The organism is Acidovorax sp. LjRoot66 (assembly GCF_964253305.1).
Taxonomy (GTDB): domain Bacteria; phylum Pseudomonadota; class Gammaproteobacteria; order Burkholderiales; family Burkholderiaceae_C; genus Acidovorax.
Window position 1 is genome coordinate 6,407,697 of the sequence record NZ_CAXUQU020000001.1, and the last position, 22,505, is coordinate 6,430,201.

A 22,505-nucleotide genomic window follows, 5' to 3' on the forward strand; every position below is an offset into this window, starting at 1 on the left:
TGTTGTAGTCAGGGGGGCGGCCGCGACAGGCGCGCCGTTACTCCACTGTCACACTCTTGGCCAGGTTGCGTGGCTTGTCCACGTCGGTGCCGCGCGCACAGGCCGTGTGGTAGGCCAGGAGCTGCAGCGGCACCACGTGCAGCAGCGGGCTCAGCGGGCCGTAGTGCTCGGGCATGCGGATCACGTGAATGCCTTCGCTGCTCTCGATGCGGGTGTCGGCATCGGCCAGCACGTAGAGCACGCCGGCGCGGGCGCGCACTTCCTGCATGTTGCTTTTGAGCTTTTCCAGCAGCGCATCGTTGGGCGCCACGGTGACCACGGGCATGGCGCTGGTGACCAGGGCCAGGGGGCCGTGCTTGAGCTCCCCGGCGGGGTAGGCCTCAGCGTGGATGTAGCTGATCTCCTTGAGCTTGAGTGCACCTTCGAGGGCGATGGGGTAGTGCAGGCCCCGGCCCAGGAACAGCGCGTTCTCCATGCGCGCGAAGTCCTCGGACCAGCTGATGACCTGGGGTTCGAGCGCGAGCACGGCCTGCAGCGCCACGGGCAGGTGGCGCATGGCCTTGAGGTGGGCGGCCTCCTGCTCGGCCGTGAGGCGGCCCTTGGACTGCGCCAGCGCCAGCGTGAGCAAAAACAGCCCGGCCAGCTGCGTGGTGAAGGCCTTGGTGCTGGCCACGCCGATCTCCACGCCTGCGCGGGTGATGTAGGCCAGCTTGCATTCGCGCACCATGGCGCTGGTGGCCACGTTGCAGATGGTCAGCGTGTGCTGCATGCCCAGGCTCTGCGCATGGCGCAGCGCGGCCAGGGTGTCGGCCGTTTCGCCGGACTGGGTGATGGTGACCACCAGGCTGCGCGGGTTGGGCACGCTGGTGCGGTAGCGGTACTCGCTGGCCACTTCCACCTGGGTGGGGATGCCGGCGATCTCTTCGAGCCAGTACTTGGCGGCGCAGCCGCTGTAGTAGCTGGTGCCGCAGGCCAGGATGAGGACGCTGTCGATCTCCTTGAACACGCGCCAGGCGGCAGTGCCGTCGGCCCCGTCGAACAACTCGGGCACGATGCCTTCCAGGCCCTCGAGCGTGTCGGCAATGGCGCGCGGCTGCTCGAAGATTTCCTTTTGCATGTAGTGGCGGTAGGGGCCGAGCTCGGCCGCGCCGCTGTGCGCCTGCACGGTGCGCACCGGGCGCTGCGCAGGGGTGAGCGCCTCGCGGCCCTTGCCCATGATCCAGTAGCGGCCCAGTTGCAGGTCCACCAGGTCGCCTTCTTCCAGGTACACGATCTGGTCGGTCACGCCGGCCAGGGCCATGGCGTCGCTGGCCAGAAAGTGCTCGCCCGCCACCGAGCTGCCGGTGCCCGAACCCACGCCCAGGATCAGCGGCGAGCCTGCCCGCGCGCCCACCACGCGGTGCGGCTCGTCCTTGTGCATGACGGCGATGGCGTAGGCGCCATGCAGCTGGACCACCGCAGCCTGCACGGCCTCGCACAGGTCGCCGCTGTAGTGGCTGTCCACCAGGTGGGCGATGACTTCGGTATCGGTCTGGCTGGCGAACACATAGCCGCGGGCCTGCAGGGCGGCGCGCAGTTCCTCGTGGTTCTCGATGATGCCGTTGTGCACCAGCGCCACGCGACCCGGCGTGCCGGCTGCATCGCCCGTGCCGTGGCTGAAATGGGGGTGGGCGTTGTGCACCGCAGGCGCGCCGTGCGTGGCCCAGCGGGTGTGGGCGATGCCGGTGGCACCATCGACATGGTCGGTCTGCACCTGCTCCAGCAGTTCGGCCACGCGGGCCGTGCTGCGAGCGCGCTGCAAACCGGCCGGGCGCGTGGCGTCCAGGCTGGAGGCATGCACGGCCACGCCACACGAGTCATAGCCGCGGTATTCGAGCCGCTGCAGGCCCTGTACAAGGATGGGAACGATGTTGCGCGTGGAGACCGCGCCGACGATGCCGCACATGGATTGCTGCTCCTGTTGGATAAGTGGCGCAATGGTAGGCAGCGCCCATCGGAATTAGTGATTGATATTTATATGAAAATGAACTTAAATTTCATCAATTTCATTGAATGAAATAAAATTCCAAAACAATGGAAATTTCGGAACCTATCACACTGGACCACACTGATCTGCAGCTGCTGAACCTGCTGCAGGCTGATGCCAGCCAGAGCAACCAGGCCCTGGCCGAGCAGGTGCATGTGTCCCCGCCCACCTGCCTTCGCCGGGTCAAGCGGCTGCACGACGTGGGTCTGATCGAGCGGCAGGTGGCCCTGCTGCAGCCGGACCGCCTGGCCGCCGTGCAGGGCCATGGCCTGGCCTGCATCGTCGAAGTGTCGCTGGATCGGCAGGACGCGCAGGCGCTGGACGCCTTCGAGGCACGCGCGGTGGCGCACCCGGCCGTTCAGCAGTGCTGGCGCGTGTCGCCCGGCCCGGACTTCATCCTGGTAGCGCACACGCGCGACATGCCGGGCTACCTGGCGCTGTCGCAGCAGCTGTTCACGGGCGACGCCAATGTGCGCAACGTGAAGGCCTTCTTCAGCACCAAACGCGCCAAGTTCAGCACGGCCATCCCGGTGCAGGCGCGGTAGCGGCCGCACCGGCCGCAGGGCACGGGGCCAGCCGGGCCACCAACCGGGCCATAAAAGCACGCCATTTCCCGCTGGCCTCTACCGCCGGGTAAAGGTAAGCTCTCCGTGCACTCCTCATATAGCGGCCCAACCGCCTGCGCCAGCATTTCCATCCATGGCCACCTACGAACAACAGATGCCCCGGCGCGTTTACCCCCTGCGCGTGCTCGGCATGGGCCTGGGCGGTGTGGTGGTGGCGGTGGTGCTGTGGCAGCGCCAAGCATCCCTCCTCGCCTGGCTGGGCATGGTGTTGCCGTGCTTCGTATGGCCCCACCTGGCCTACCAGCTGTCACGGCGCAGCGCTGACCCGTACCGCGCCGAGATCCGTAACCTGCTCGCCGACTCGGCCCTGGCAGCGGCCCTGGTGCCGCTGATGCACTTCAGCCTGCTGCCCAGCGTGCTGCTGTGCACGCTGACCCTGGTGGACAAGATCACCACCGGCATCCGCGGCCTGTGGGCCCGGTCGATTCCGGCCATGCTCGCAGGGGGAGCAGCCAGCGCGGCGCTCACGGGCGTGCACTGGGCGCCCGAGAGCCCCCTGCCCATCATCCTGGCCTGTCTGCCGGTCATGGCATTGCACACCCTTTCGGTCAGCATGGTCAGCTACCGACTCATCCGCAAGGTGTCGCAGCAGAACCTGCTGCTCGACGAGCTGCGCCGCGTGGACACGCTGACGGGCCTGTACGGCCGTGGCCACTGGCAGGAGCAGGCCGAGGCCGCGCTGCGCCGCCACCACACGGGCCTGGACGCGGCCTGCATGCTGATGATGGACATCGACAATTTCAAGCAGATCAACGACCAGCACGGCCACACCGTGGGCGACGAGGTGATCCGCGCGGTGGCCCATGTGGTGCGCGGCAATGTGCGCGCAACGGACTGCGCGGGCCGCTATGGTGGCGATGAGTTCGCCATTCTCCTGGCCGGCATGGAAACGGCAGAGGCGGTGGCCGTGGCCGAACGCATCCGCGCGCAGACCGAGGCCATTCGCTTGCGCGACATGCCGGCGCTGCGCATGACCGCCAGCATCGGCGTGGCGGCCGCGCATACCCGGCACGGTGCGCTGCGTGCCTGGATGGATGCGGCCGACGCCGCGCTCTACGTGGCCAAGAACGCCGGGCGCAACCGCGTCACGGACAGCTCGACCGATGCGGGTTCCGCTGCGGCGCCGCAACCGGCCACCTCAGACCGCTGATACCGGCGGGCCTTCGGTGGCAGGCAGCCCAGATGCGCGCCGCAACAGGTAGATATCCATGAGCCAGCCATGCTGGGCGCGCGCCGCAGCGCGGGTGCGCTCGATGCGCGGGCCGGCCTCGGCCAGGGGGCCGCTGTCCAGCAGTTGCTGGGGCATGCCCAGGTAGGCGCCCCACCAGATGTGCAGGCCTTCGGGGGGCAATCCCATGAAGCTGCACTGCCCGTCGAGCATCACCACGGCTGTGTCCACGCCTGCAGGCCAGCCCTGCTCGCGCAGTTGCCGGCCGGTGGTCACCACGAAGGGCTGGCCAATGTCGTTGAGCGGCACCGCATGGGCGGCGGCCAGCGCCTGCATCGAGGTGATGCCGGCCACCACGTCCACACGCACCGGGGCGGGCTGCATGCGTGCCGCAATGCGCAGCGTGCTGTCGTACAAGGCCGGGTCTCCCCACACCAGCAGGGCGACGCGCAGGACCTTGGGCGCAGGCGCGTCGCCGGCAGCGGGCGCACCCAGGGCCTGAGCGATGGCGGCATGCCAGCAGCGGGCGATGGCAGCATGCCATTCGTCGACCTGGGCCAGGTAGTCGTCGCCCTGGCTGCGGCGCAGCGGCATGTCGAAACCGGCGATGCGCGGTGCGGGCGCCACCAGCACCTCGTCGCACAGCGACTGGCGCAGTGCGGCGAGTTCGGCCTTGTCCTCGCCCTTGTGCGGCAGCAGGATCAGATCGGCCGCGTTCATGGCCGTGGTGGCCTGGCGGGTGAGGTGGTCGGGGTTGCCCGTGCCGATGCCGATCAGCGTCAGCGCCACCGGCGGCAGACCTTGGAACGGACTGGTGCTCATGCCTTGGAGGCCTGGTCCAGCGGCTGGTCCCGGGCCGTGTCCAGCGCGGCGCCGGCAGGCATATCCGCAGCCGGAAAACGCGGCGCCGCGCCCAGGGGACGGTAGCGGCGGTCGTAGTCCGCGGCGTAGAGCCTGCTTTCGGCGAATGCCTCGGCCTGCAGGCTGCGGCCCACCAGGATCAGTGCCGTGCGCTCCATGCTGGCGGCCACCGCCTGGGCCAGCCCGCCCACGGTGGTGCGCACGACGGTTTCGTCGGGCCAGCTGGCGCGCCAGACGATGGCGGCCGGGCCGTCGGCGCCATAGTGCGGCAGCAGCTCGGCCTGCACCTTGTCGGCCATGTGGATGGACAGATGGATGGCCAGCACCGCCCCGGTGGCGGCAAAGGCGGCCAGGTTTTCGCCTTCGGGCATGGCGGTGGCCCGGCCCGAGGTGCGCGTCAGCACCACCGACTGGCACAGGCCCGGCAGCGTGAGCTCCGCGCCCAGCGCGGCAGCGGCGGCCGCGAACGAGGGCACGCCCGGCGTGACGGTGTAGTCGATGCCCGCTGCGCGCAGGCGCCGCAGCTGCTCGCCCATGGCGGACCAGACCGACAGGTCGCCCGAGTGCAGGCGGGCCACGTCCTGGCCGCGCGCGTGGGCGGCGGATATCTCGGCCATGATGGCATCGAGGTCCATGGCCGCAGTGTTGACGATGTGCGCGCCTGGCGGGCAGTGCGCGAGCAGCTCGCGCGGGATCAGCGAGCCGGCGTACAGACAGACCGGGCAGCGGCCCATGAGGTCGCGCCCCCGCACGGTGATGAGGTCGGCGGCGCCAGGGCCGGCGCCGATGAAATGCACGGTCATGCCGTAGCTCCTTGGGTCAATGCAGCGGCACGGCCAGAGCCTGCCGCTGCCACACAACAATCGAGGGGGCCCGGGCGGCGCCGTGCCACAGCCGTGCCACAGCCAGTGTGGCGCTGCCATCCTCGGCCACCAGGCGGGGCACAAGCAACTGCGCGTGTGGCCCAGCGGCGGCCAGCGCAGCGGCTTCCGCCACGCTGCCCGTGCCATAGCGGGCCTGCAGGCGCGGCGACTGCGTAGCCACGGGTTGGTGGCGCATGGGCTCCACCGGTACCGCAAGCACCGGGGCGGACGCAAGGCCCAGCCAGTCTGCCAGTGCCGGATGCGTGGCCTTGCCCTGCAGCACGGCCACGGCGCAAAAGCAGTCCGCTTGTCCGGGCAACAGGGCTTGCGCCCGCAGCCACAGCGCCTGCAAGGCGGCAGGCGTGGCCTGGGCCCGCAGGCCCACTCCGACCACCAGGCAGGCATGCACGGGGGCGGCAATACCAGCTTGGGGTAGCAGCGCCGTCACGGCTGCCAGCTCCATTGCACCAGCGGGCGCGCGGCCTTCCAGCTGCGCATGCGCCCCAGCGGTTCGGCGCTCGACAGCTCCAGCCGCAGCAACTGGCCACCATGGTCCGCCTGCAACTGCACCAGCAGGGCCTCGGTCTCGAGGGTCACGGCATTGACCACCAGCCGGCAGCCGGTGGGCATCAAGGCCCGCAAGGCGGCAAACAGAGCGGCATCAAAGCCGCCGCCGACAAACACCGCCTGGGGTGGCGCCAGCCCCTGGAGCGCATCGGGCGCCAGGCCGTGCACCACCTGCAGCGCCGGCTGCAGGCCGAACCGCGCCGCATTGCTGTGGATGTTGTCCACTCGCGCCGCATGCTGCTCCACGCTGCTGGCCAGGCCGCCAGCCAGGCACCACTCCACCGCCACGGAGCCCGAGCCCCCGCCGATGTCCCACAGCCGCTCGCCGCGCCGGGGCGCCAGGGCGGCCAGCGTCAGCGCCCGGGCCGGGGCCTTGGTGATCTGGCCGTCGTGCGCATACCAGCCGTCGGCACGCCCGGGCACCTGGGGCAAGGCGGGGCCGCCAGCGGCCCGCAGGGCGACAGCCACCGGGGCCTGGGCAGGGTCGGCTGCCAGCACGGCCTCGGCCTCGTGCGCCCGCAGTGTGCGGCAGCGCTCGCGCGGCCCCCCCACGGACTCCATCACCCACAGCGTGCTCGCGCCCCAGCCCTCTTGCGTGAGCCAGCCCGCCAGCTCGGCCACGGCGGAGCCATCGCGCAGCAGCACGATGCACTGCCCACCCGGCGCCAGGCGCGGCAGCAACTGCTGCAGCGGGCTGGCGTGCAGGCCCAGGCAGTCGGTGGCCTCCAGGCGCCAGCCCAGGCGGGCCGCCACCAGCGAGAATGTCGAGGGCTGCGCGTGGCAGCGCCATTCGTGCGGTGCCAGGTGCACCGCCAGGCTGCCGCCCGCACCGAACCAGAACGGGTCGCCCGAGGCGAGCACCACCACGCGCTGCCCGCGCAGGGCAAGCACGGGGGCGGTGTCGAACGGCACGGGCCAGGGGCGGCCGCGATCGCCGGCCTGCGCCAGCGCCAGGTGGCGCGGGCCGCCGACAATCACCTGGGCCTGGTCGATGGCCCGGCGCGCGGCCGGTGCCAACCCGTCCAGTCCCTCCTCGTTCAGGCCCACCAATGTCAACCACGGATCAGCCATGACGCATGTTCTCCTGCTGGGCGGCACCAGCGGCGCCAGCCAATTGGCGCAGGCCCTGCAACAGGCGCGGATACCTGCCGTGTTTTCCTATGCAGGGGCCACGCAGGCCCCCGTGGCGCAGCCCGTGCCCACGCGCTGCGGCGGGTATGGCGGCGTGCAGGGGCTCGCACAGTTCATTCGCGGCCAGGGCATCACCCACGTGGTGGATGCCACCCACCCCTTTGCCGCACAGATGAGCCGCAACGCCTGCGCTGCCTGCGAGGCCACCGGAACGCCGCTGCTGGCGCTGGAACGCGCACCCTGGCAGGCCGAGGCCACAGACCGCTGGGTGGACGTGCCTGACATGGCTGCGGCCGCACAGGCGCTGCCCCACGAGCCTGCCCGGGTTTTTCTCGCCATAGGGCGCAAGCAGTTGGATGCCTTTGCCGGCCAAGCCCGGCACCATTACCTGCTGCGCCTGGTGGACGCACCTGCTCCGGGCAGCCTGCCGCTGGCCGACACCACGGTGGTGCTGGGCCGCGGCCCCTTCAGCGCCGGGCACGACCAGGCAATGCTGCAGGCCCATGGCATCACCTGGCTGGTGGCCAAGAACGCCGGGGGCGAGGCCACGCGCGGCAAGCTGCTGGCCGCCCGCGCCCTGGGGTTGCCGGTGGTGATGGTGCAGCGCCCGCCGCTGCCGCCGCGCCCACGCACCGAGGAGGTGGACGCCGTGCTGCACTGGATCGCTCATGGCATGCTGCCCGGGGCGCCTGGCGCGGCGGCCTCCAGCCCATAGAAGCGCGGGGTGTAGACCCAGCGCCCCACCTGCCGCGTGGTGCTGTTGCCCACCAGCACCACGGTGCGCATGTCGGCCATCTCGGGCGCGGCGTCGGCCAGCGTGCACACGTGCAGCGCCTCGTCGGGGGTGGACACGGCGCGCGCAAAGACCATCAACCGCGTGGACTCGCAGTGCGCGCGCAGCAAGGCCAGCAGGCGCACGAAGCCCTCGGGCCGGCTGCGCGAACGCGGGTTGTAGAACGCCATGGCGAAGTCGGCCTCGGCCGCCAGTTGTACGCGCCGGGCGATCACTGGCCAGGGCTTGAGGTTGTCCGAGAGGTTGATGCAGCAAAAGTCATGGCCCAGCGGCGCACCGGCGCGCGCCGCTGCGGCCAGCATGGCGGTGATGCCGGGCAGCACCTGCACATCCAGCGCCTGCCAGGCGGCGGCCTGCGCGGGCGGCGCCTGCTCGATGGCCTCGAACACGGCTGCGGCCATGGCGAACACCCCCGGGTCGCCGGAGGACACCACCACCACCTGACGCCCCTGCGCGGCCAAGGCCAGCGCCTGGCGTGCCCGGTCCAGCTCCACCCGGTTGTCCGATGCATGCCAGACCACAGCGGCCGTTCCACCGCGCTCCTGCAACAAGGCGCGGGCCCGCTCCACATACGGCAGGTAGCCCACCACGTCGGTCGCGGCCTGCAGGGAGGCGGCCACTTCGGGCGTGACCTGCGCGAGGGCCCCGGGCCCTAGGCCCGCCACGGTCAGGCGGCCGGTGGTCTGGCCCGGGCTCACCAGGCGGCCTCCGGCCGGCGGCCCTGGCCATGCACCAGCACAATGGCGAAGTAGGGGCAGGCCTCGTCGCTCACCTCGGTCAATTTGGCCACCTGCTGGCTGGCCGTGGTGCCGTTCTGCACCAGCCAGGCGGCACCGAGCCGGCCTGTGCGTTGCAGGGCCCGGCGGATGCGCGGCAGATTGCGCCCCACCTTCATCACCACCAAGGCGTCAGCGGTCTGCATGCGCCGCACCAGTTCGTCCTCGGGCAGGGTGCCGGTCATCACGCTGAGCACATCGTCGCCCCAGGTGATGGGCTCGCCCGTGGCGTGCCAGCAGCCCACCATGCCGGGAATGCCGGGCACCACCTCCAGGCGCACGGCGGCGCGCTCACGCAGCCGGGTGTACAGGTGCATGAACGAGCCGTAAAAGAAGGGATCGCCTTCGCAGAGCACCACCACCTGCTCGGTGCGGGCCAGCGTTTCCAGGCGGGTGCACCAGTCGTCGTAGAACGCCGCGAGCTGGGCCACGTACTGCGGGCTGTCCACGGGCAGCTCGGTGGTCACGGGGTACTCCATGGGGTATTCGGTGGCCGCCGGTGCCAGCAGGCCGTCCACCACCTGGCGGGCCTTGCCGGGGCGCCCCTTCTTGCGGAAGAAGGCCACGTGGCGTGCGCCGCGCACCAGCCGGTCGGCCTTGACCGACATCAGTTCCGGATCACCGGGGCCCAGGCCCACGCAGACGACGCCGGGCGCGGCCTTCACGGCCTCCATCGCCTCACTCGGCATGGCTGGCCAGGGCGTTGATGGCGGCCACGGTCATGGCCGAGCCCCCCAGGCGGCCGCGCACGACCATGCAGGGCACGGGCAGGTCCTGCATCAGCGCCTCCTTGGATTCCATGGCGCCGACAAAGCCCACCGGGCAACCGATGATCGCCGCCGGGCGCGGGCAGCCGGGTTGCTGCAGCATGTTGAGCAGGTGGAACAGTGCGGTGGGAGCATTGCCGATGGCCACGATTGCGCCCGCCAGGTCGGGCCGCCACAGCTCTACTGCGGCCGCGCTGCGGGTGGTGCCCATTTCCTGGGCCAGCGCCGCCACGCGTTCATCCTGCAGCGTGCAGAGCACCCGGTTGTGCGCGGGCAGGCGCTTGCGGGTGATGCCCTCGCTGACCATGCGCACATCGCACAGCACCGGGGCACCATCGCGCAGCGCCTGCTCGGCCGCCTCGGCCATGCCGGGCGAAAATTCCACATGCGGCGCCAGTTCGACCATGCCAGCGGCATGGACCATGCGCACCACGATGCGCTCTTCGGTGGGGGTAAAGCGGTCCAGGGACGCCTCGCGGCGGATGGTGGCAAAAGACTGCCGATAGATCTCGGCGCCATCGGTTTCGTAGCGGTGAACCATTAATTCTTTTCAAACAACAAGCCTGGATTGTCTTGCAGTGCGGACAGCCCCACGCGGTCGAGCGCCTCGTCGGCGGCCCGCCCCTGCCGCACCACGGCGAAAACCGGTTCGCCCAGAGTGGGCTCAGCGCGCAGCGTCACCGTGGCCGGGGCCTGGCGCGCGCAGCCCTTGGCGCAGCCCGAAATATGCAGATGGTCCTGCGGCGGCACCTGCGGCGCAAGCGCCAAGGCCAGCGCCTGCGTGGGTGCCTGGGCCTGGGGGCACCCAGGGGCGCCCGTGCACGCCGAAACGCGCAACCGCGCATCCTCGGGGTCGGTCACCCAATCGGCGACCGTGTCCAGGCCGGCGGCATGCCAGAAGCCCGGCAGCCCCTTGGCCTGTGCGCCGGATTCGATCAACAGCATGCGCCAGGGGGTCACCCGCAACCCGGACGCATGACCACGCAGGGCCCCCACCAGCCGGGCCAGTGCCGGTGCCGGCAACCGGCCCAAAGGGGCCCCCACCAAGGCGCCGATACCGGGCAGCAGGCAGGGCGCCGGGCCGGGCCGGTTTGGGTCTGCGTGGTGGCGGGCGGTGGCCGGGACCCAGCCCACGCCTGGGGGCAGGCCCGGTGGCCAGGGGGCTGCCGGTGTGGCGACAGCCAGCAGGCGCTCCAGTTCGCCGGCATGTGCCGCCAGGCGCCCCGGCCGCTCCCCGGCTGTGCGCTGCCCGAGGCAATGCGAGGCAAACCACCGCGCCAGCGCGAGCCCCGCAGCGGCGGCATCCACGGGGCCCGCTGCGGCCAGGGCCCAGGGCAGGCCATCAGGCTGAACCCGCCAGGCAGGGGGGTGGGCACCCGGCACCCTTTGCATGCGGATGTCGGCGGACACCGTCTGCAGCCAGGGGGAATGGCCACCATCGATGGCCCAGCCGAATTTGGCGGGCAGCGCACCCAGGTCGTCCGCCTCTTCCAGCCCTAGCAGCAGCGCCGTAGCCAGCGCCTGCACGCCATCTCCAGGCTGATGCAGCGGATCCACCACCACATTGCGCAAGCGCTCACGCTGCATGTCGGCGTCCAGCAAACCGCAGCCCGCCAAGGCCCGGAGCACGGCCGCATGCCGCGCAGGGTCCACGCCACGCACCTGCACATTGGCGCGGCTGGAAAGCTCCAGGATACCCGCCCCGTGCGTGCGGGCCAGCCGGGCCAGCCGCCACGCCTGGTGCAGGGTCAGCCGCCCCATGGGCGGGCGCACACGCACCACCAGCCCATCGCCTGAGACCATGGGTTGCCAGGCACCGGGGCACCAGCCCTGGACTTGCGGGGTGTGCAGGGCCTTGCGGGCGCCGGGGTCGTGGTTCGGCATGCCTGGGGCGGTCAAGGCAGCGGCCATTCCAGGCGAACCTGGCAGCCCTCGCCCGGCGTACCGGCGGCCGTGATCTGCGCGCCGTGGCGCTGCGCGATCACGCGGCACAGGGCCAGGCCCGTGCCCACGCCCTCGAACTCCGTCTCGCGGTGCAGGCGCTGGAACACGCCAAACAGCGATCCCGCGCGCGCAGGGTCGAAACCCACGCCGTTGTCGCGCACGCTCACGGCCACGCGGCCACCCGCCAGCGGCTCGGCACCGATGTGGATGTGCGCCACCGCCCGGCCGCGCGTGAATTTGAGCGCATTGCCCAGCACCTGCACCAGCAGTTCCCGCAGCAGCCCGGCGTCGGCATCGAGGGCGGGCAGATCGGGCGCAAGGTGCCACTGCACGTCGCGCCCGGCCTCAGCCACGGCCAAATCCGTGCGTGCCTGGGCCACGGCATCGGCCAGCGCAATGGTGGCGCAGTGCAGCGGCGCGCGCGTGGCCCGCGTGATGGCCAGCAGGCCGTCGATCATGAGCCCCATGCGCCGGGCCGACTGGTCCATGGTGGCCAGAAAGCCCAGGGCCTCCTGCAACTCGGGCGCCTGCGCCACGTCGGCCGGCAGATCCCCCAGCACCTCGCGCACCAGGGTACCGTAGGAGGTCACGTGGCGCAGCGGCGCGCGCAGGTCGTGCGAGACGGCGCGCAGAAACTCCTCCTGCGCGGCGGACATGTCGGCCACCTGCTGCTGGCTGCGGGCCAGCTCGGCGCGCAGGGCCTCCACGGTCTGGCGGGTGTCGTCGTCGCTCATGGCCCGGGCCTCCTGGTCAGCTCATGCCTTGGGCTGCTTCGTGGGGCGATGCCAGTTGGCGATCGCCACCTGCTTGCCACGCGCCACGCCCAGCGAACCGGGCGGCACGTCCTTGGTGATGGTGGAGCCGCCACCCACCGTGGCACCTGCGCCGATGGTGACGGGCGCCACCAGCACGCAATTGCTACCGATGTGCACGTCGGCTTCGATCACCGTGCGGTGCTTGTTGGCGCCATCGTAGTTGGCGGTGATGGCGCCAGCACCGTAGTTCACGCGCTCGCCCACCATGGCATCGCCCAGGTAGGCCAGGTGGTTGGCCTTGGCGCCATCGGCCAGGGTGGAGTTCTTCACCTCCACGAAGTTGCCGATGTGCACCTCGCGGCCCAGTTGCGCACCTGGGCGCAGGCGCGCGAAGGGGCCGATGAGTGCGCCCTCTCCCACGCTGGCGCCGAGTTTCTCGCCATCGATGTGGGTGTAGGGGTGGATCACCGCGCCTGCGGCAATGCGCGCATTGGCAATGCAGCAGTTGGCGCCGATCTGCACGCCCTCGCCCAGTTCCACACGGCCGGTGAAGAGGCAGTTGGCGTCGATCTCCACGTCCTGCCCGCACACCAGTTCGCCGCGCACGCCGGTGCGCACGTCGTCGCGCAGGTCGAAGCGGGCCGGGTCGGCCAGGCGCACGCCCTGCTCCAGCAGAGCCCGGGCCTGGCGTTGCTGGTGGGCGCGCTCAAGCTCGGCCAGTTGCAGCGGGCTGTTCACGCCGGCCACCTGCAGGGCATCGGTGATGCGGTGGGCCACCACGGGCACGCCATCGGCCACGGCCATGGCGACGATGTCGGTCAGGTAGTACTCGCCCTGGGCGTTGTCATTGGTCAGGCGCGCCAGCCACGGGGCCAGCCGCCGCGCGGGCACGGCCATGATGCCGCTGTAGACCTCGGCGATGGCGCGCTGTGCCTCGCTCGCGTCCTTGTGCTCGACGATGCCCTGCACGGCGCCGGAGCCGTTGCGCACGATGCGGCCATAGCCCGTGGGGTCGGGCAAGGTGACGGTGAGCAGTGCCAGTTTTTCGCCGCCGCCGGCCGCCACCAGCGCGCGCAAGGTGTCGGCCTGGGTCAGCGGCACGTCGCCCGAGAGCACCACCACCGTGCCATCCTCACGCAGATGCGGCACGGCCTGCTGCACGGCATGGCCGGTGCCCAGCTGCGGCTCCTGCCGCACGAATGCCAGCTTTGCGCCACCTGCAGCGGCCTGGTGGGTGGCGGCCTCCACCTCGGCAGCGCCGTGGCCGGTGATCACGGTGGCGCTGCGCGCCTGCAGGTGGGCCGCCTGGTCCAGCACATGGTGCAGCAGCGGTCGCCCGCCCAGGCGCTGCAGCACCTTGGGGAGGCGGCTTTTCATGCGCGTGCCCTTGCCGGCCGCCATGATGAGAATGTCGAGTTGCGTCATGGAAATGCGAAATGGGGGTGCCCACACCGGGCGGCGCAGAACACGGAACAGCGATTATCGGCTGCGCAGTGGCTACGCCCCTTGCCGGGCCCAGGAGCCTGTCGGACTTGGAGCGTCGAAAGCGAAAATCGGCCTCAGCGAGGACAGTTTTTGCCGGATTTGCAGCCCCATAGCCAGGCTATGGGGCAAAAAGACGGTGAAAAATGGACCGCTGCGGCCGATTGCAGCCGACGATTTCCAAGTCCGACAGGCTCCTACAGCAGAGGCAGCAGGCGCGGCGGCGTGTCGTAATACTCGGCGATGCGTTCAAGCGCACGGGTATTGAGCAGGCGCAACCGCCCATTCTTGAGCTCGTGCAGACCGAGCAGCGCGAGCCGGCGCAGGGTCTTGTTGGTGTGCACCAGCGACAGGCCCAGTGCATCGGCAATGTGCTGCTGGTTGAGCGGGAAGGCCACCGTGCCTGCGGCATCGACCAGGCCCACACGGTCAAGCCGACGGTACAGGTGCATGAGCAGCATGGCCACGCGCTCGGTGGCATTGCGCCGGCCGTTGGTCAGAAGGTTGTCGTCCATATGGCTCTCCTCGTGGGCAGCCAGCCAGGTGACGTCGTAACCCAGGCGCGGGTGCTCGGCGAACACCGCCCACAGGCTGTCGTTCTGGAAAACGCACAGTGCGCAATCCGTGAGCGCCTCGACGCCATGCGCCGACAGGTCGCCGAACTCCTGCTGCAGACCCACCAGATCTCCAGGCAGCAGAAAGTTCAGGATCTGGCGGCGCCCATCGCTCAGCGTCTTGTAGCGAAATGCCCAGCCCGAGTAGAGCGTGAACAGGCGGGCGTTGACCTGTCCCTCGTGCACCAGGGCACCGCCGGCCGGCACCGACAGCGTGGCAGAGCGAAAGCTTTCGATGAAATCCAGCACCTGCGGCTCCACGGGCGTGAAGGCGCCGGTCTTGCGCAGGCGGCATTCATGGCAACTGGGCGGGCATGCCTGGGGCGACAGGGTGGCATTCATCGTGGCGCCATTTTAGGTAGCCGGCCGCCACCCGGGGCGCCTGCCGGCATGCATTTTTTGAGGCTGTTGGACCCGCACCATGGTCCCTGCAGCCCTTGCAGGGTGGGGGATTTTGCTATGTCTTTTGACATTGCGCGTCTGTCGGCGGCGCCCTACATTGCGCCGCACCTATGACACCAGCCCACAGCCTGTACGAAGCCCTGTACGTGAGTACCCTGGCACCCGATCAACCCCTGAGCGTGGTCGCAGAGATTGCCGGCCATGCCCGCGCTAAGAATGCCCGCCTGGGCATCACCGGCCTGCTGGTCTTCGACGGCATGCGTTTTTGCCAGCAACTGGAAGGCACACAGAAGGAAGTGCTCAAGCTCACCGAGCGCATCCGCAACGATCCGCGCCACACCGGGGTGGAGGTTGTGCACCATGGGCTGCTGGCCGAGCGGCGGTTTCACCAGTTCAGCCTGGCCTTCACGTCGGTGGACGATACCGAGGCGCTGGCTCGGCTGGAACGAATGGATGGCGAAGCGGCCCTGGCCGCCTTCGAAGCCCTGCGCAGCGAACTGGAGCTGTAGCCAACCCGGCCGCTTCTTCTGGCCAGCGGTCAGCTGCGCAGCGGGCTGCCCGCGATGCCGTGAAGCCAGTGCAGTTGCTGGGGCAGGCACACCTTGCGCAGATCAAAGTTACTCTGGGCAAACAACCGGGCATTCCCGCCCAGACGCGCTCGCGCGCCCGCGTCGTCCAAAAGCGCGCACACCTCCTGGGCCAATTGCCCAGGGTCAAAGAAATCAACGAGCCGCCCGGTCTCGTCGTGCACCACCGCCTCCCGGACCGGGGCGGTATCACTGGCAACGATGGCACAGCCCACACTCATCGCCTCCAGCAGGCTCCAGCTGAGCACGTAGGGGTAGGTGAGGTAGACATGCACGCTGCTGATCTGGAGCACCGACACGAAATCCGCATGGGACAGGCGCCCCAGGAAATGGACGCGCGCCATGCCCTGCGGCCCCAGGGCGTCGCGGACCTCGTTCAGGAAAATCTGCTTCCAGCTGCGCGCCCCGAACCGGGCAGGATCGGGCCTGGGACCGTAGCTGACGCCATCACCGCCGACGACAAGAACACGCGCGTGCGGCCGGCGCTGCAGGATCTCCGGCAGGGCCCGCATGAACCGGTGGTAGCCGCGCAATGGCTCCAGATCGCGGCTGACGAATGTGATGACCTCATCGGTCTTTCGGATGGTCACCTTTTCAGAGGGCGTGGAGAACGCCAGGGCGACCGCCGGATTCGGCACCAGCAGGTCCGTGTCGATGCCATCGTGAATGACGGCAATGCGATCTCTCATGGGCGAGGGAAACCCGTCCGCTTGCCACCGCGTCGGCGAGATACCGGCGTCCGCCAGATCCACGTGCAGCAGGTTGTTGAAATTCTTTGCGCGCATGCGGGCACGGGGAAACGGCCCATCGGGAAACTCCGGGTCAAACCCGACATCTGCGCCCTGCGCCTGGTAGAAAAATTCGCAATAGATCGCCAGCCTGGCATCGGGCCAGACCTCCTTGACGAACAGGCTCTCGCCCCAACCCGGATGGGCGATGACCACATCGGGGTGAAACCCCTGGCGCCGCAATTCCAGGCAGGCCCGAAAAGCCGCCTCGCCGCGCACGAGTTTCGTCTCCGTGTCGACCAGCCAGGGATGGATGCCGGGTGTCGACTGGCGCGACGGCATGTAGAGAACCATCCTCACCCCATTCCACGGCGCCTGCCCTCTTATGGCAGCCGGCGTCATGGTCAAGGCCAGCACCTCGTGCCCCTGCGATGCCAGGGCAGGTGCCAAGTACTGGAACTGCCCGGGAAAACTCTGGTGAATGAAGAGGATTTTCATCAGGGGGAATGGGCGAGTGCCAAGTGCTTCATCCTGGAGAAATGTAGATCAGAAATAGAAGGCCCCCGCACTTCTCGCGAAGAGCGGGGGCCCAGGAACCCGGCAGGTTAAGCCCACAAAAAAGCGCACCAAGGCCTGTGGACCAAGCCGCAGCAGCTTTCTTCTACTTTTCACCACCACCTGCGTGATGGTGCCCAAGGAGCATCAGGCGCAGCAGGGCGCGCCATCCGACGAGGGCATGCTGGCCACGCCCAGTGCACGGCGCCACCAGGCGGGTGCGGAGCGAGGGGCCAGGCCGGTCCAGCGGTACTGCAGGCGCTGGCGGCCCAGCGTCTCCACCACGGCGTGCTGGCCGGCGGCCACCCACAGCGTCTGGCCGGCCTGCAGAAAGACGTCTCCAGCCGCCTCGCGGCTGGCACCGTGCGGGCCGTCGTCCAGCGTCACCCAGGCCTGGCCTTCGGTGATGCGCAGGGCCCGGGGTGTGCGGGGCGTGAAGCTGATGGCGGCGCCAGGCTTGAGCGTGCAGACGTCCTTGGCCGCAACGCGGCCCGAGGCGCTGGAAGCTTGCAATTGCAGAACATTCGATGCGGTCATGGTTTTCTCCTGGTAAACCCTATAGGCCTCTATGGTGCACCTGTGTTCGTGGTGCGTCCAATGAATTGCAAGGCCCTGATTGATTCAACTTCGGCATCAATCGACAAAACGGCCGGATACCGGTGACGGCCAAATCCCTCTCAAGCAGGCACGCGCACGCGCTGGGGTGCTAGGGCGTGTCATCAATCATTTCGCCCCCGCGCTGGCCCCGGCATGCGGATGGATGCGCGAAGCGCAGCGCAGCCAATAGCCGGGTTATTGGCAAGCCGAGCGACAAAGCAGACGCCGCATGCCGGGGCCAGCCCGAAGGGAAAGCCTGCAGCGCGGCGTATTGCGGCGTTGCCCTTCGCTTGTGTAGCCGTGCTACACGGCACTCAGGGCGCCTTGCACTGCACCGCGCTGCAGGTTTTCGCGAGGGTGAAATGATTGATGACACGCCCTACCCGATGCAGAGCAAGCCGCACCAGGCCAGCAACCAGCCTGCCGCTGGCGCCCAGGGTGGCGGCCACCGCAGACCCCACGGCTCTCCCGCCCTGGCCAAGCGCGCAGACCAGGTCACGCAGCGGTTGCGCCACGCCAAGCTCCCAGTCCAGTGCCGGATCAGCAGCCGGGCGGGTGGCTGGCACGCTGTCCCAGCAGAAGGCCACGGCACTGGGGGCGCCCCCCCGCAGGTACCAGGACTCCATCACCACCTGCTGGCCAGGTTCGATGACCAGGGACTGGCCCCGGACCAGAACCATGTCCTGTGTTCCCTGATCCGCTTGGCCTGGCCTTGCGCCCACCGCAAGCCACACCCGGCCCTGCGAAATTTCAAGCACACTGCGCTCACGCGGGTTCAATGTGATGGCGCGGCCCGCGTCCAGCTTCCAGCTTCCGGCCAACACGCGGCCGGCCGTGGGGGCGATGGCGGATTGTTGCGATTCCAGAACGGTGCGGGACGACATGGTGAGCTCCTTGGTGCTTGAAAAAACGTTGTAGAGCCTGGATGATCCGCCTGTAGCGGTCTTCGGTCCAATGAAAACGCGGTACGCTATTGATGCCACCAACGCATGAATGAACATTCACCCCCACGCATGCAGAACGCCGAGAACACCCCCGCCCTTTCGCGCACCCGCCCAGTGGCTGTCGGCCACTGGCGGGCTTTTCTGGCCGTGGCCCGGCACCTGAACTTCCGCGCCGCGGCCGATGAACTCGCCCTGACCCAATCGGCCGTGAGCCGCCAGATCCAGTCACTGGAGGACGAAGTGGGCGTGCCCCTGTTCCTGCGCCACACGCGCGCGGTGGAGCTGACCAGCGCCGGCGCCCAGTTGCAGCGCGCGGTGGCGCCTGCGCTTGAGCGCATGGATGCCTCGGTGCGCCTGGTGCGCCAGACGGCCGGGCGCAAGAGCGTGGCCATCAGCACCTGGGCCAGCTTCGCATCGATGTGGCTGATTCCGCGCATGGAAGAGTTCCAGCGCGACAACCCAGGCATCGACATCCGCATCGACGCCACCGATGTGCCTGTGGACCTGGAAACCTCCGACGTGGACCTGGCGCTGCGCTACAGCCTGCCCGGAACGCTGCCGCCCGGCGCGGTGCGCCTGTGCGGCGAGCAACTGGCCATCGTGGCCAGCCCCTGGCTCATCAAAAGCAACCCGCCGGTGCGTACACCCGCCGACGTGGCCCGCTTCACCCTGATCGAGGCGGGCGACGCTCACCGCAGCCAGCACCTCGAATGGCTCAGCTGGCAGCGCTGGTTCGAGAACCAGGGCCACCCCAAGCTGCAGCCCCAGCGCTGGCTGTACTTCAACTACGCCCACCAGATCGTGCAGGCGGCCCTGAGCGGTCAGGGCCTGGCGCTGGCGCGCATGCCGCTGATTGCCGATGCCCTGGCCACGGGCGACCTGGTGGAGCTGCTGCCCAACCACCGGCTGGACTCGCCCCTGGCCTACTGGCTGCTGGTAGGGCCGCGCAGCGCGCACCGCCCGGAGATCAAGGCCTTTTGCGCCTGGCTGGAGATACAGGCGCAGGCCACCCGCGAGGCCGTGGGCGAAGTGCCCGACCCGGACACGCAGGACGACCTGGACTGATCCAGTTTCCGGCAGGCCCTGCCCCGCTGGCAACCATCACCAGGCAGGGTTGCCAACAGGGCAAGGCACACCGGAAATCAGGCCAGTGCGCTGAAGTCCACGTTGGTGAAGCCGGGGATTGCCACCTCGCCGGGCCGGTTGCCATTGCGCTGCAGCGCTTCGATCACATAGTCGGCCACGCAGTTCACCAGCAGTTGCTGCGGGTCTTCCATGATGCGGCGCAGGCGCGCCACGCAGGCGGCCTGGTCATCGAGGCCATGGATGGGCGGCATGTCCTGCGCCGTGGCGGGCGAGAACACATAAGCGGGATGGTTGGCGAACATCTGGCGTGACACTTCCACGCTGGTGCGGGTGTGCATCCAGAGCTTGCGGTAGCTCACCTCCAGGCTGGCCAGCGCAGCCGCGTCATTGAACTGGTCCACCGAGAACCCTGGCGCGTGCGGCGCCACGTAGAGGCGGTCGGCCAGCATCTGGCCGTCGCTCACGCGCCAGACTAGGTTGCACATGCTGTTGGACGACCAGGTCACCCCGGCCGTGGGCCGGCCCGACTGGCCGCTGACCAGCACCATCACCCGCGCCCAGTCAATGCCGCTGCCGCGCAGCCAGGCACCGATGCGGTAGGCAATGTCCACATAGGCCAACCCGAAGGTGGCGAACATGATGGCGTTCATCGACACCGGCAGCACTTCAGCCGGCGGGTCGAAATACTGCGCCACGAGCGCATCGAAGTCCATCAGCGAGGCATCGGCCAGCGCGCGCTGGATGTAGGACTCGGTCGCGGAAAGCGTGTAGTTCACCATGGCCACGATCTTCGCCTCCTGGCCCGCGAAGGCGTCCAGGTTCACATGCTGGCGCCACATGCCCTCTGTGTTGGCCGCCCGCACCCGGGTGATGTGCGGCAGCAGGCCTTGCAGCTGTGTGCGCCATGCCAGATCATCGGGCGCCAGCTCGCGGCGGCGCGCCACGTAGGCCATGGCCAGCGGCAGGTGCGATACCGCCGTGAGTTCGATGAAGCCGCGCGTGGACTTGCGAAAGCTCTCCAGGCGCGGCGCGGCGCCGCGCCCCGGAAACAGGGCGATGTCCGACGCGGCGGAGACGAGCAGCGGGCTGTCGGCGCGCTGCTCCAGCATCATCGCGGTGAGTTGCGGGCCAATGGCATCGGGCCCACCGGTGAAGGCATGGAACAGGCCCGCAAAGTCGGATTGGGGTTGGTACATGGTGGCTTGTCGTGGTGGTACGGACTGGTGAGCCTGCTGTCACGTATGCAGAATTTGGTAGATGCGGCTGTCGGTGCGAAAGTGCAGCGAGCCGCTCAGGCTGTTGGCCACGGCCAGGTACGGAACACCGCCCACCGTGAAGGCCGCCGCATCGGTTCCGCCCGAGGTATCGAACGAATGCACGGGCGCCAGCCCATCGCCCTGCCAGCGGTAGATGACCGACTGCAACTCGGGGATCGGGGCCTCGCGGCTGCCGTGGATGAAGTTGACCTGCACCAGGTGGCCGCCATCGGCACCGGCCCGGGCAGGCAACCACGCGAACTCGCGCCCGCCCGGCCCGCTCAGGTGCTGGTAGGGCGCAAACTGCGCGCCGTTCCAGCGCAGCAGCCAGGTCTCGCCCAGCAGGTTGGCAAACACCAGCCAGTCGGCGCCCGACGCATGGAAGTGGCAGAAAGCCCGGCCACTGGTGCCTTCGAGCACCTGCAGCGTCTCGAACGCCGTGCCGTTCCAGGCCAGCAGGCGCGAGGGCGCGATGTGGTCGGCATAGGCCAGCAGCGTGCGGCCCTGCACCTCGAACGCCAGCCAGTTGTAGCCCCAGGCGGATTCCACGGTCTGGAACGGCACGAAGCGCTCGCCATCCCATTCGAAGAGGATGGACTGCGCCGCCTCGTCCGCGGGCGCTCCATGCCCCGCTGCCCCTTGCGCCAGCGCCAGGAAATGCCGCCCCTGCACGCCAAAGAAGTGCCACTGCTTGGCCGCCGTGCCCACGATCTGCTGGAAGGGCTCGAAACGGCCGTTCACGAATTCGTAGATCACCGAAGGCGGCGACATGTCGTAGGGCCCATGGCCGCTGCGCAGGCTGGCCGTGGCCAGGAAGTGGCGTCCGTCCAGCGTGAAGAATTCGGCGTCCTCGCCGCCTGGCACGGGCAGGCGCTGGAACTCGGTGAAACCCGTGGCCTCCCAGCGGTAGACCCACAGATCAACGTCGCTGTCGCCCGCGCCCATTCCGGGGGCGGTGCCAGGAACGTCCACGGACAGCTGGGCGACCGCCAGGTACTGCACGCCATGGATGGAGAAAGGCTCGACAGCGCGCGCGGCGCTGGTGGGCAGGCGCTGGATTTCGCGCAGGGCGATGGCGGAGGACGGATTCGTCATGGCTGGAAATCGTATAGGCGGGCAGGGTTGTCGCTCAGGATGCGGTTGCGGCGGGATTCGTCGGGCACCCACTCACCCAGCAGGTTGAGCAGGGCGCCGGTGTCCATCTGCCCGTTGGGAATATGCGGCCAGTCGCTGCCCCAGATGGTGCGCTCGGGAAGCGCATCGACGATGGCCTGGGCATAGGGCAAGAGGCGCGCGTAATTGCCATACTTGGCGATGCGGTAGGGGCCGGAGAGCTTCATCCAGCCGCTGCCGCCCGCCACGGCGGCGATCAGGCGGTCGAAGTCGGAGCGCGTGAGGCCATCGCTCTCCAGCATGTAGCCCATGTGGTCGATGACGAAGTCAGAGGCGATGTCCGGCATCGCCGGGATCAGGTCGCGCACCACGGTGCCGGGCGTGTAGAACTGTAGGTGCCAGCCAAAGGGGCGCACGCGCTCGGCGCTGCGCTGGATGTAGTCGACGATGCGTGCGATGGGCCACTGCGCACGCTGGAACAGATCGAGCCGCAGGGCACGCACGCCGCGCTTGTGCATGGCCTGCAGGGTCTCGTCGTCCACCGAGTCTTCGACCATGGCCACGCCGCGCGCACGACCGCCCAGCTCATCGAGGGCGTCGAGCATGCAGGAGTTGTCTGTGCCATAGAAGCTCGGCTGCACGATGGCAAAACGGGCAAGGCCCAGGCCGCGTGTCATGCGGTCGAGCATGGGGGCCGGGCCCTCGGGCAGGGTGTAGTGGGGCTGGGCCACGTGGGGGTAGCGGTGCACCGGGCCGAAGACGTGCACGTGGCTGTCGCAGGCGCCCGCCGGCATGGCAAAGGCGGGGCGCGACAGGGTGTCCGCATCGCGGGTGGGGGTGGGAACGAGGATCTCGGAAGCCATG

Annotated in this window: 23 protein-coding genes; 5 read left to right on the plus strand and 18 right to left on the minus strand. The window is 69.2% G+C overall.

Translation table 11 applies throughout. The annotated features are described in order from the left end of the window. Window positions 1-37 precede the first annotated feature (37 nt). Entirely contained in the window at window positions 38-1,945 is a 1,908-nt protein-coding gene (gene glmS, locus ACSQ3Y_RS29990; protein WP_436179811.1) for a glutamine--fructose-6-phosphate transaminase (isomerizing), read from the minus strand. 128 nt (window positions 1,946-2,073) lie between these two features. Between glmS and ACSQ3Y_RS29995 the strand changes: the two genes are divergently transcribed. Together ACSQ3Y_RS29995 and ACSQ3Y_RS30000 are read left to right on the plus strand one after the other, a co-directional pair. Then, window positions 2,074-2,571, plus strand: a complete 498-nt coding sequence (locus ACSQ3Y_RS29995) for an Lrp/AsnC family transcriptional regulator (protein ID WP_436179812.1) — start codon at window positions 2,074-2,076, stop codon at window positions 2,569-2,571. 154 nt (window positions 2,572-2,725) lie between these two features. Continuing rightward, on the plus strand, window positions 2,726-3,802 hold the full coding sequence (locus tag ACSQ3Y_RS30000; RefSeq protein ID WP_428003437.1) for a diguanylate cyclase: 1,077 nt from the start codon (window positions 2,726-2,728) through the stop codon (window positions 3,800-3,802). On the opposite strand, the gene cobF is transcribed toward ACSQ3Y_RS30000, so the two are convergent. Genes cobF through ACSQ3Y_RS30020 form a run of 4 tightly spaced genes read right to left on the minus strand, consistent with a single transcriptional unit; the run spans window position 3,791 to window position 7,182 of the window. Beyond that, window positions 3,791-4,642 carry a precorrin-6A synthase (deacetylating) gene (gene cobF, locus ACSQ3Y_RS30005; RefSeq protein WP_436179813.1) on the minus strand — a complete coding sequence of 284 codons (852 nt, stop codon included), beginning with the start codon at window positions 4,640-4,642 and terminating at the stop codon, window positions 3,791-3,793. The genes ACSQ3Y_RS30000 and cobF overlap by 12 nt on opposite strands. Beyond that, complete coding sequence (cobM, locus tag ACSQ3Y_RS30010) at window positions 4,639-5,484, minus strand: precorrin-4 C(11)-methyltransferase (protein WP_436179814.1); 846 nt, start codon at window positions 5,482-5,484, stop codon at window positions 4,639-4,641. The genes cobF and cobM overlap by 4 nt, the downstream gene beginning before the upstream one ends. A gap of 16 nt (window positions 5,485-5,500) precedes the next feature. Further along, window positions 5,501-6,007, minus strand: a complete 507-nt coding sequence (locus ACSQ3Y_RS30015; RefSeq protein WP_436179815.1) for a cobalamin biosynthesis protein — start codon at window positions 6,005-6,007, stop codon at window positions 5,501-5,503. Then, on the minus strand, window positions 5,989-7,182 hold the full coding sequence (locus ACSQ3Y_RS30020) for a bifunctional cobalt-precorrin-7 (C(5))-methyltransferase/cobalt-precorrin-6B (C(15))-methyltransferase (protein WP_057201614.1): 1,194 nt from the start codon (window positions 7,180-7,182) through the stop codon (window positions 5,989-5,991). The genes ACSQ3Y_RS30015 and ACSQ3Y_RS30020 overlap by 19 nt, the downstream gene beginning before the upstream one ends. On the opposite strand from ACSQ3Y_RS30020, the gene ACSQ3Y_RS30025 reads away from it, so the two are divergent. Further along, a complete protein-coding gene (locus tag ACSQ3Y_RS30025; protein ID WP_057201613.1) occupies window positions 7,181-7,957 on the plus strand; it encodes a cobalt-precorrin-6A reductase in 777 nt (258 codons plus the stop codon). The genes ACSQ3Y_RS30020 and ACSQ3Y_RS30025 overlap by 2 nt on opposite strands. Here the strand turns inward: ACSQ3Y_RS30025 and cobJ are convergent. From cobJ to ACSQ3Y_RS30060, 7 genes are all read right to left on the minus strand, one after another. Next, on the minus strand, window positions 7,909-8,733 hold the full coding sequence (cobJ, locus tag ACSQ3Y_RS30030) for a precorrin-3B C(17)-methyltransferase (protein ID WP_057269114.1): 825 nt from the start codon (window positions 8,731-8,733) through the stop codon (window positions 7,909-7,911). The genes ACSQ3Y_RS30025 and cobJ overlap by 49 nt on opposite strands. Beyond that, window positions 8,730-9,500: a precorrin-2 C(20)-methyltransferase gene (gene cobI, locus ACSQ3Y_RS30035; protein WP_436179816.1), complete on the minus strand. Its 771-nt coding sequence runs from the start codon at window positions 9,498-9,500 to the stop codon at window positions 8,730-8,732. Before cobI ends, cobJ begins: the two co-directional genes overlap by 4 nt. Continuing rightward, the gene (locus ACSQ3Y_RS30040; RefSeq protein WP_436179817.1) at window positions 9,490-10,119 is read right to left on the minus strand and encodes a precorrin-8X methylmutase; all 630 of its coding nucleotides are present in this window, start codon (window positions 10,117-10,119) and stop codon (window positions 9,490-9,492) included. The genes cobI and ACSQ3Y_RS30040 overlap by 11 nt, the downstream gene beginning before the upstream one ends. Further along, window positions 10,119-11,462, minus strand: a complete 1,344-nt coding sequence (gene cobG / locus ACSQ3Y_RS30045; RefSeq protein ID WP_436179818.1) for a precorrin-3B synthase — start codon at window positions 11,460-11,462, stop codon at window positions 10,119-10,121. The genes ACSQ3Y_RS30040 and cobG overlap by 1 nt, the downstream gene beginning before the upstream one ends. 11 nt (window positions 11,463-11,473) lie before the next feature. Beyond that, the gene (locus tag ACSQ3Y_RS30050) at window positions 11,474-12,256 is read right to left on the minus strand and encodes a sensor histidine kinase (RefSeq protein ID WP_436179819.1); all 783 of its coding nucleotides are present in this window, start codon (window positions 12,254-12,256) and stop codon (window positions 11,474-11,476) included. A gap of 21 nt (window positions 12,257-12,277) precedes the next feature. Then, window positions 12,278-13,702 carry a bifunctional UDP-N-acetylglucosamine diphosphorylase/glucosamine-1-phosphate N-acetyltransferase GlmU gene (gene glmU, locus ACSQ3Y_RS30055; RefSeq protein WP_436179820.1) on the minus strand — a complete coding sequence of 475 codons (1,425 nt, stop codon included), beginning with the start codon at window positions 13,700-13,702 and terminating at the stop codon, window positions 12,278-12,280. 254 nt (window positions 13,703-13,956) lie between these two features. Further along, window positions 13,957-14,715, minus strand: a complete 759-nt coding sequence (locus tag ACSQ3Y_RS30060; RefSeq protein WP_436179821.1) for a Crp/Fnr family transcriptional regulator — start codon at window positions 14,713-14,715, stop codon at window positions 13,957-13,959. A gap of 170 nt (window positions 14,716-14,885) precedes the next feature. On the opposite strand from ACSQ3Y_RS30060, the gene ACSQ3Y_RS30065 reads away from it, so the two are divergent. Beyond that, window positions 14,886-15,284 carry a BLUF domain-containing protein gene (locus ACSQ3Y_RS30065; RefSeq protein ID WP_057201606.1) on the plus strand — a complete coding sequence of 133 codons (399 nt, stop codon included), beginning with the start codon at window positions 14,886-14,888 and terminating at the stop codon, window positions 15,282-15,284. A 29-nt stretch (window positions 15,285-15,313) separates the two neighbouring features. Here the strand turns inward: ACSQ3Y_RS30065 and ACSQ3Y_RS30070 are convergent, their stop codons facing one another. The 3 genes from ACSQ3Y_RS30070 to ACSQ3Y_RS30080 form a co-directional block, all read right to left on the minus strand. Next, entirely contained in the window at window positions 15,314-16,588 is a 1,275-nt protein-coding gene (locus ACSQ3Y_RS30070; protein WP_436179822.1) for a glycosyltransferase, read from the minus strand. 204 nt (window positions 16,589-16,792) lie between these two features. Continuing rightward, a complete protein-coding gene (locus tag ACSQ3Y_RS30075; protein ID WP_436179823.1) occupies window positions 16,793-17,182 on the minus strand; it encodes a DUF2917 domain-containing protein in 390 nt (129 codons plus the stop codon). A gap of 374 nt (window positions 17,183-17,556) precedes the next feature. Next, window positions 17,557-18,126: a DUF2917 domain-containing protein gene (locus tag ACSQ3Y_RS30080; protein ID WP_436179824.1), complete on the minus strand. Its 570-nt coding sequence runs from the start codon at window positions 18,124-18,126 to the stop codon at window positions 17,557-17,559. A gap of 129 nt (window positions 18,127-18,255) precedes the next feature. On the opposite strand from ACSQ3Y_RS30080, the gene ACSQ3Y_RS30085 reads away from it, so the two are divergent. Continuing rightward, window positions 18,256-19,251 (plus strand): LysR substrate-binding domain-containing protein, encoded by a 996-nt coding sequence (locus ACSQ3Y_RS30085; RefSeq protein WP_436180191.1) that lies wholly within the window; start codon window positions 18,256-18,258, stop codon window positions 19,249-19,251. 77 nt (window positions 19,252-19,328) lie between these two features. Here the strand turns inward: ACSQ3Y_RS30085 and ACSQ3Y_RS30090 are convergent, their stop codons facing one another. From ACSQ3Y_RS30090 to ACSQ3Y_RS30100, 3 genes are read right to left on the minus strand one after another with little or no spacing between them, the layout of a single operon-like run. Further along, entirely contained in the window at window positions 19,329-20,468 is a 1,140-nt protein-coding gene (locus tag ACSQ3Y_RS30090) for a DUF5624 domain-containing protein (protein WP_436179825.1), read from the minus strand. A 39-nt stretch (window positions 20,469-20,507) separates the two neighbouring features. Continuing rightward, entirely contained in the window at window positions 20,508-21,623 is a 1,116-nt protein-coding gene (locus ACSQ3Y_RS30095; protein WP_436179826.1) for a hypothetical protein, read from the minus strand. Beyond that, on the minus strand, window positions 21,620-22,504 hold the full coding sequence (locus ACSQ3Y_RS30100) for an amidohydrolase family protein (RefSeq protein ID WP_436179827.1): 885 nt from the start codon (window positions 22,502-22,504) through the stop codon (window positions 21,620-21,622). The genes ACSQ3Y_RS30095 and ACSQ3Y_RS30100 overlap by 4 nt, the downstream gene beginning before the upstream one ends. Window position 22,505: the final 1 nt, after the last annotated feature.

What these genes read in the sequence shown, in the direction of transcription:
- glmU (WP_436179820.1), bottom strand. Translation starts at nt 13,702, where the DNA reads ATGACGCAACTCGACATTCTCATCATGGCGGCCGGCAAGGGCACGCGC.
- ACSQ3Y_RS30095 (WP_436179826.1), bottom strand. Translation starts at nt 21,623, where the DNA reads ATGACGAATCCGTCCTCCGCCATCGCCCTGCGCGAAATCCAGCGCCTG.
- ACSQ3Y_RS30090 (WP_436179825.1), bottom strand. Translation starts at nt 20,468, where the DNA reads ATGTACCAACCCCAATCCGACTTTGCGGGCCTGTTCCATGCCTTCACC.
- cobI (WP_436179816.1), bottom strand. Translation starts at nt 9,500, where the DNA reads ATGCCGAGTGAGGCGATGGAGGCCGTGAAGGCCGCGCCCGGCGTCGTC.
- cobG (WP_436179818.1), bottom strand. Translation starts at nt 11,462, where the DNA reads ATGCCGAACCACGACCCCGGCGCCCGCAAGGCCCTGCACACCCCGCAA.
- ACSQ3Y_RS30025 (WP_057201613.1), top strand. Translation starts at nt 7,181, where the DNA reads ATGACGCATGTTCTCCTGCTGGGCGGCACCAGCGGCGCCAGCCAATTG.
- ACSQ3Y_RS30050 (WP_436179819.1), bottom strand. Translation starts at nt 12,256, where the DNA reads ATGAGCGACGACGACACCCGCCAGACCGTGGAGGCCCTGCGCGCCGAG.
- ACSQ3Y_RS30020 (WP_057201614.1), bottom strand. Translation starts at nt 7,182, where the DNA reads ATGGCTGATCCGTGGTTGACATTGGTGGGCCTGAACGAGGAGGGACTG.
- glmS (WP_436179811.1), bottom strand. Translation starts at nt 1,945, where the DNA reads ATGTGCGGCATCGTCGGCGCGGTCTCCACGCGCAACATCGTTCCCATC.
- ACSQ3Y_RS30015 (WP_436179815.1), bottom strand. Translation starts at nt 6,007, where the DNA reads ATGGAGCTGGCAGCCGTGACGGCGCTGCTACCCCAAGCTGGTATTGCC.
- cobF (WP_436179813.1), bottom strand. Translation starts at nt 4,642, where the DNA reads ATGAGCACCAGTCCGTTCCAAGGTCTGCCGCCGGTGGCGCTGACGCTG.
- ACSQ3Y_RS30060 (WP_436179821.1), bottom strand. Translation starts at nt 14,715, where the DNA reads ATGAATGCCACCCTGTCGCCCCAGGCATGCCCGCCCAGTTGCCATGAA.
- ACSQ3Y_RS30085 (WP_436180191.1), top strand. Translation starts at nt 18,256, where the DNA reads ATGCAGAACGCCGAGAACACCCCCGCCCTTTCGCGCACCCGCCCAGTG.
- ACSQ3Y_RS30080 (WP_436179824.1), bottom strand. Translation starts at nt 18,126, where the DNA reads ATGTCGTCCCGCACCGTTCTGGAATCGCAACAATCCGCCATCGCCCCC.
- ACSQ3Y_RS30100 (WP_436179827.1), bottom strand. Translation starts at nt 22,504, where the DNA reads ATGGCTTCCGAGATCCTCGTTCCCACCCCCACCCGCGATGCGGACACC.
- ACSQ3Y_RS29995 (WP_436179812.1), top strand. Translation starts at nt 2,074, where the DNA reads ATGGAAATTTCGGAACCTATCACACTGGACCACACTGATCTGCAGCTG.
- ACSQ3Y_RS30065 (WP_057201606.1), top strand. Translation starts at nt 14,886, where the DNA reads ATGACACCAGCCCACAGCCTGTACGAAGCCCTGTACGTGAGTACCCTG.
- ACSQ3Y_RS30040 (WP_436179817.1), bottom strand. Translation starts at nt 10,119, where the DNA reads ATGGTTCACCGCTACGAAACCGATGGCGCCGAGATCTATCGGCAGTCT.
- ACSQ3Y_RS30000 (WP_428003437.1), top strand. Translation starts at nt 2,726, where the DNA reads ATGGCCACCTACGAACAACAGATGCCCCGGCGCGTTTACCCCCTGCGC.
- cobM (WP_436179814.1), bottom strand. Translation starts at nt 5,484, where the DNA reads ATGACCGTGCATTTCATCGGCGCCGGCCCTGGCGCCGCCGACCTCATC.
- ACSQ3Y_RS30070 (WP_436179822.1), bottom strand. Translation starts at nt 16,588, where the DNA reads ATGAAAATCCTCTTCATTCACCAGAGTTTTCCCGGGCAGTTCCAGTAC.
- ACSQ3Y_RS30075 (WP_436179823.1), bottom strand. Translation starts at nt 17,182, where the DNA reads ATGACCGCATCGAATGTTCTGCAATTGCAAGCTTCCAGCGCCTCGGGC.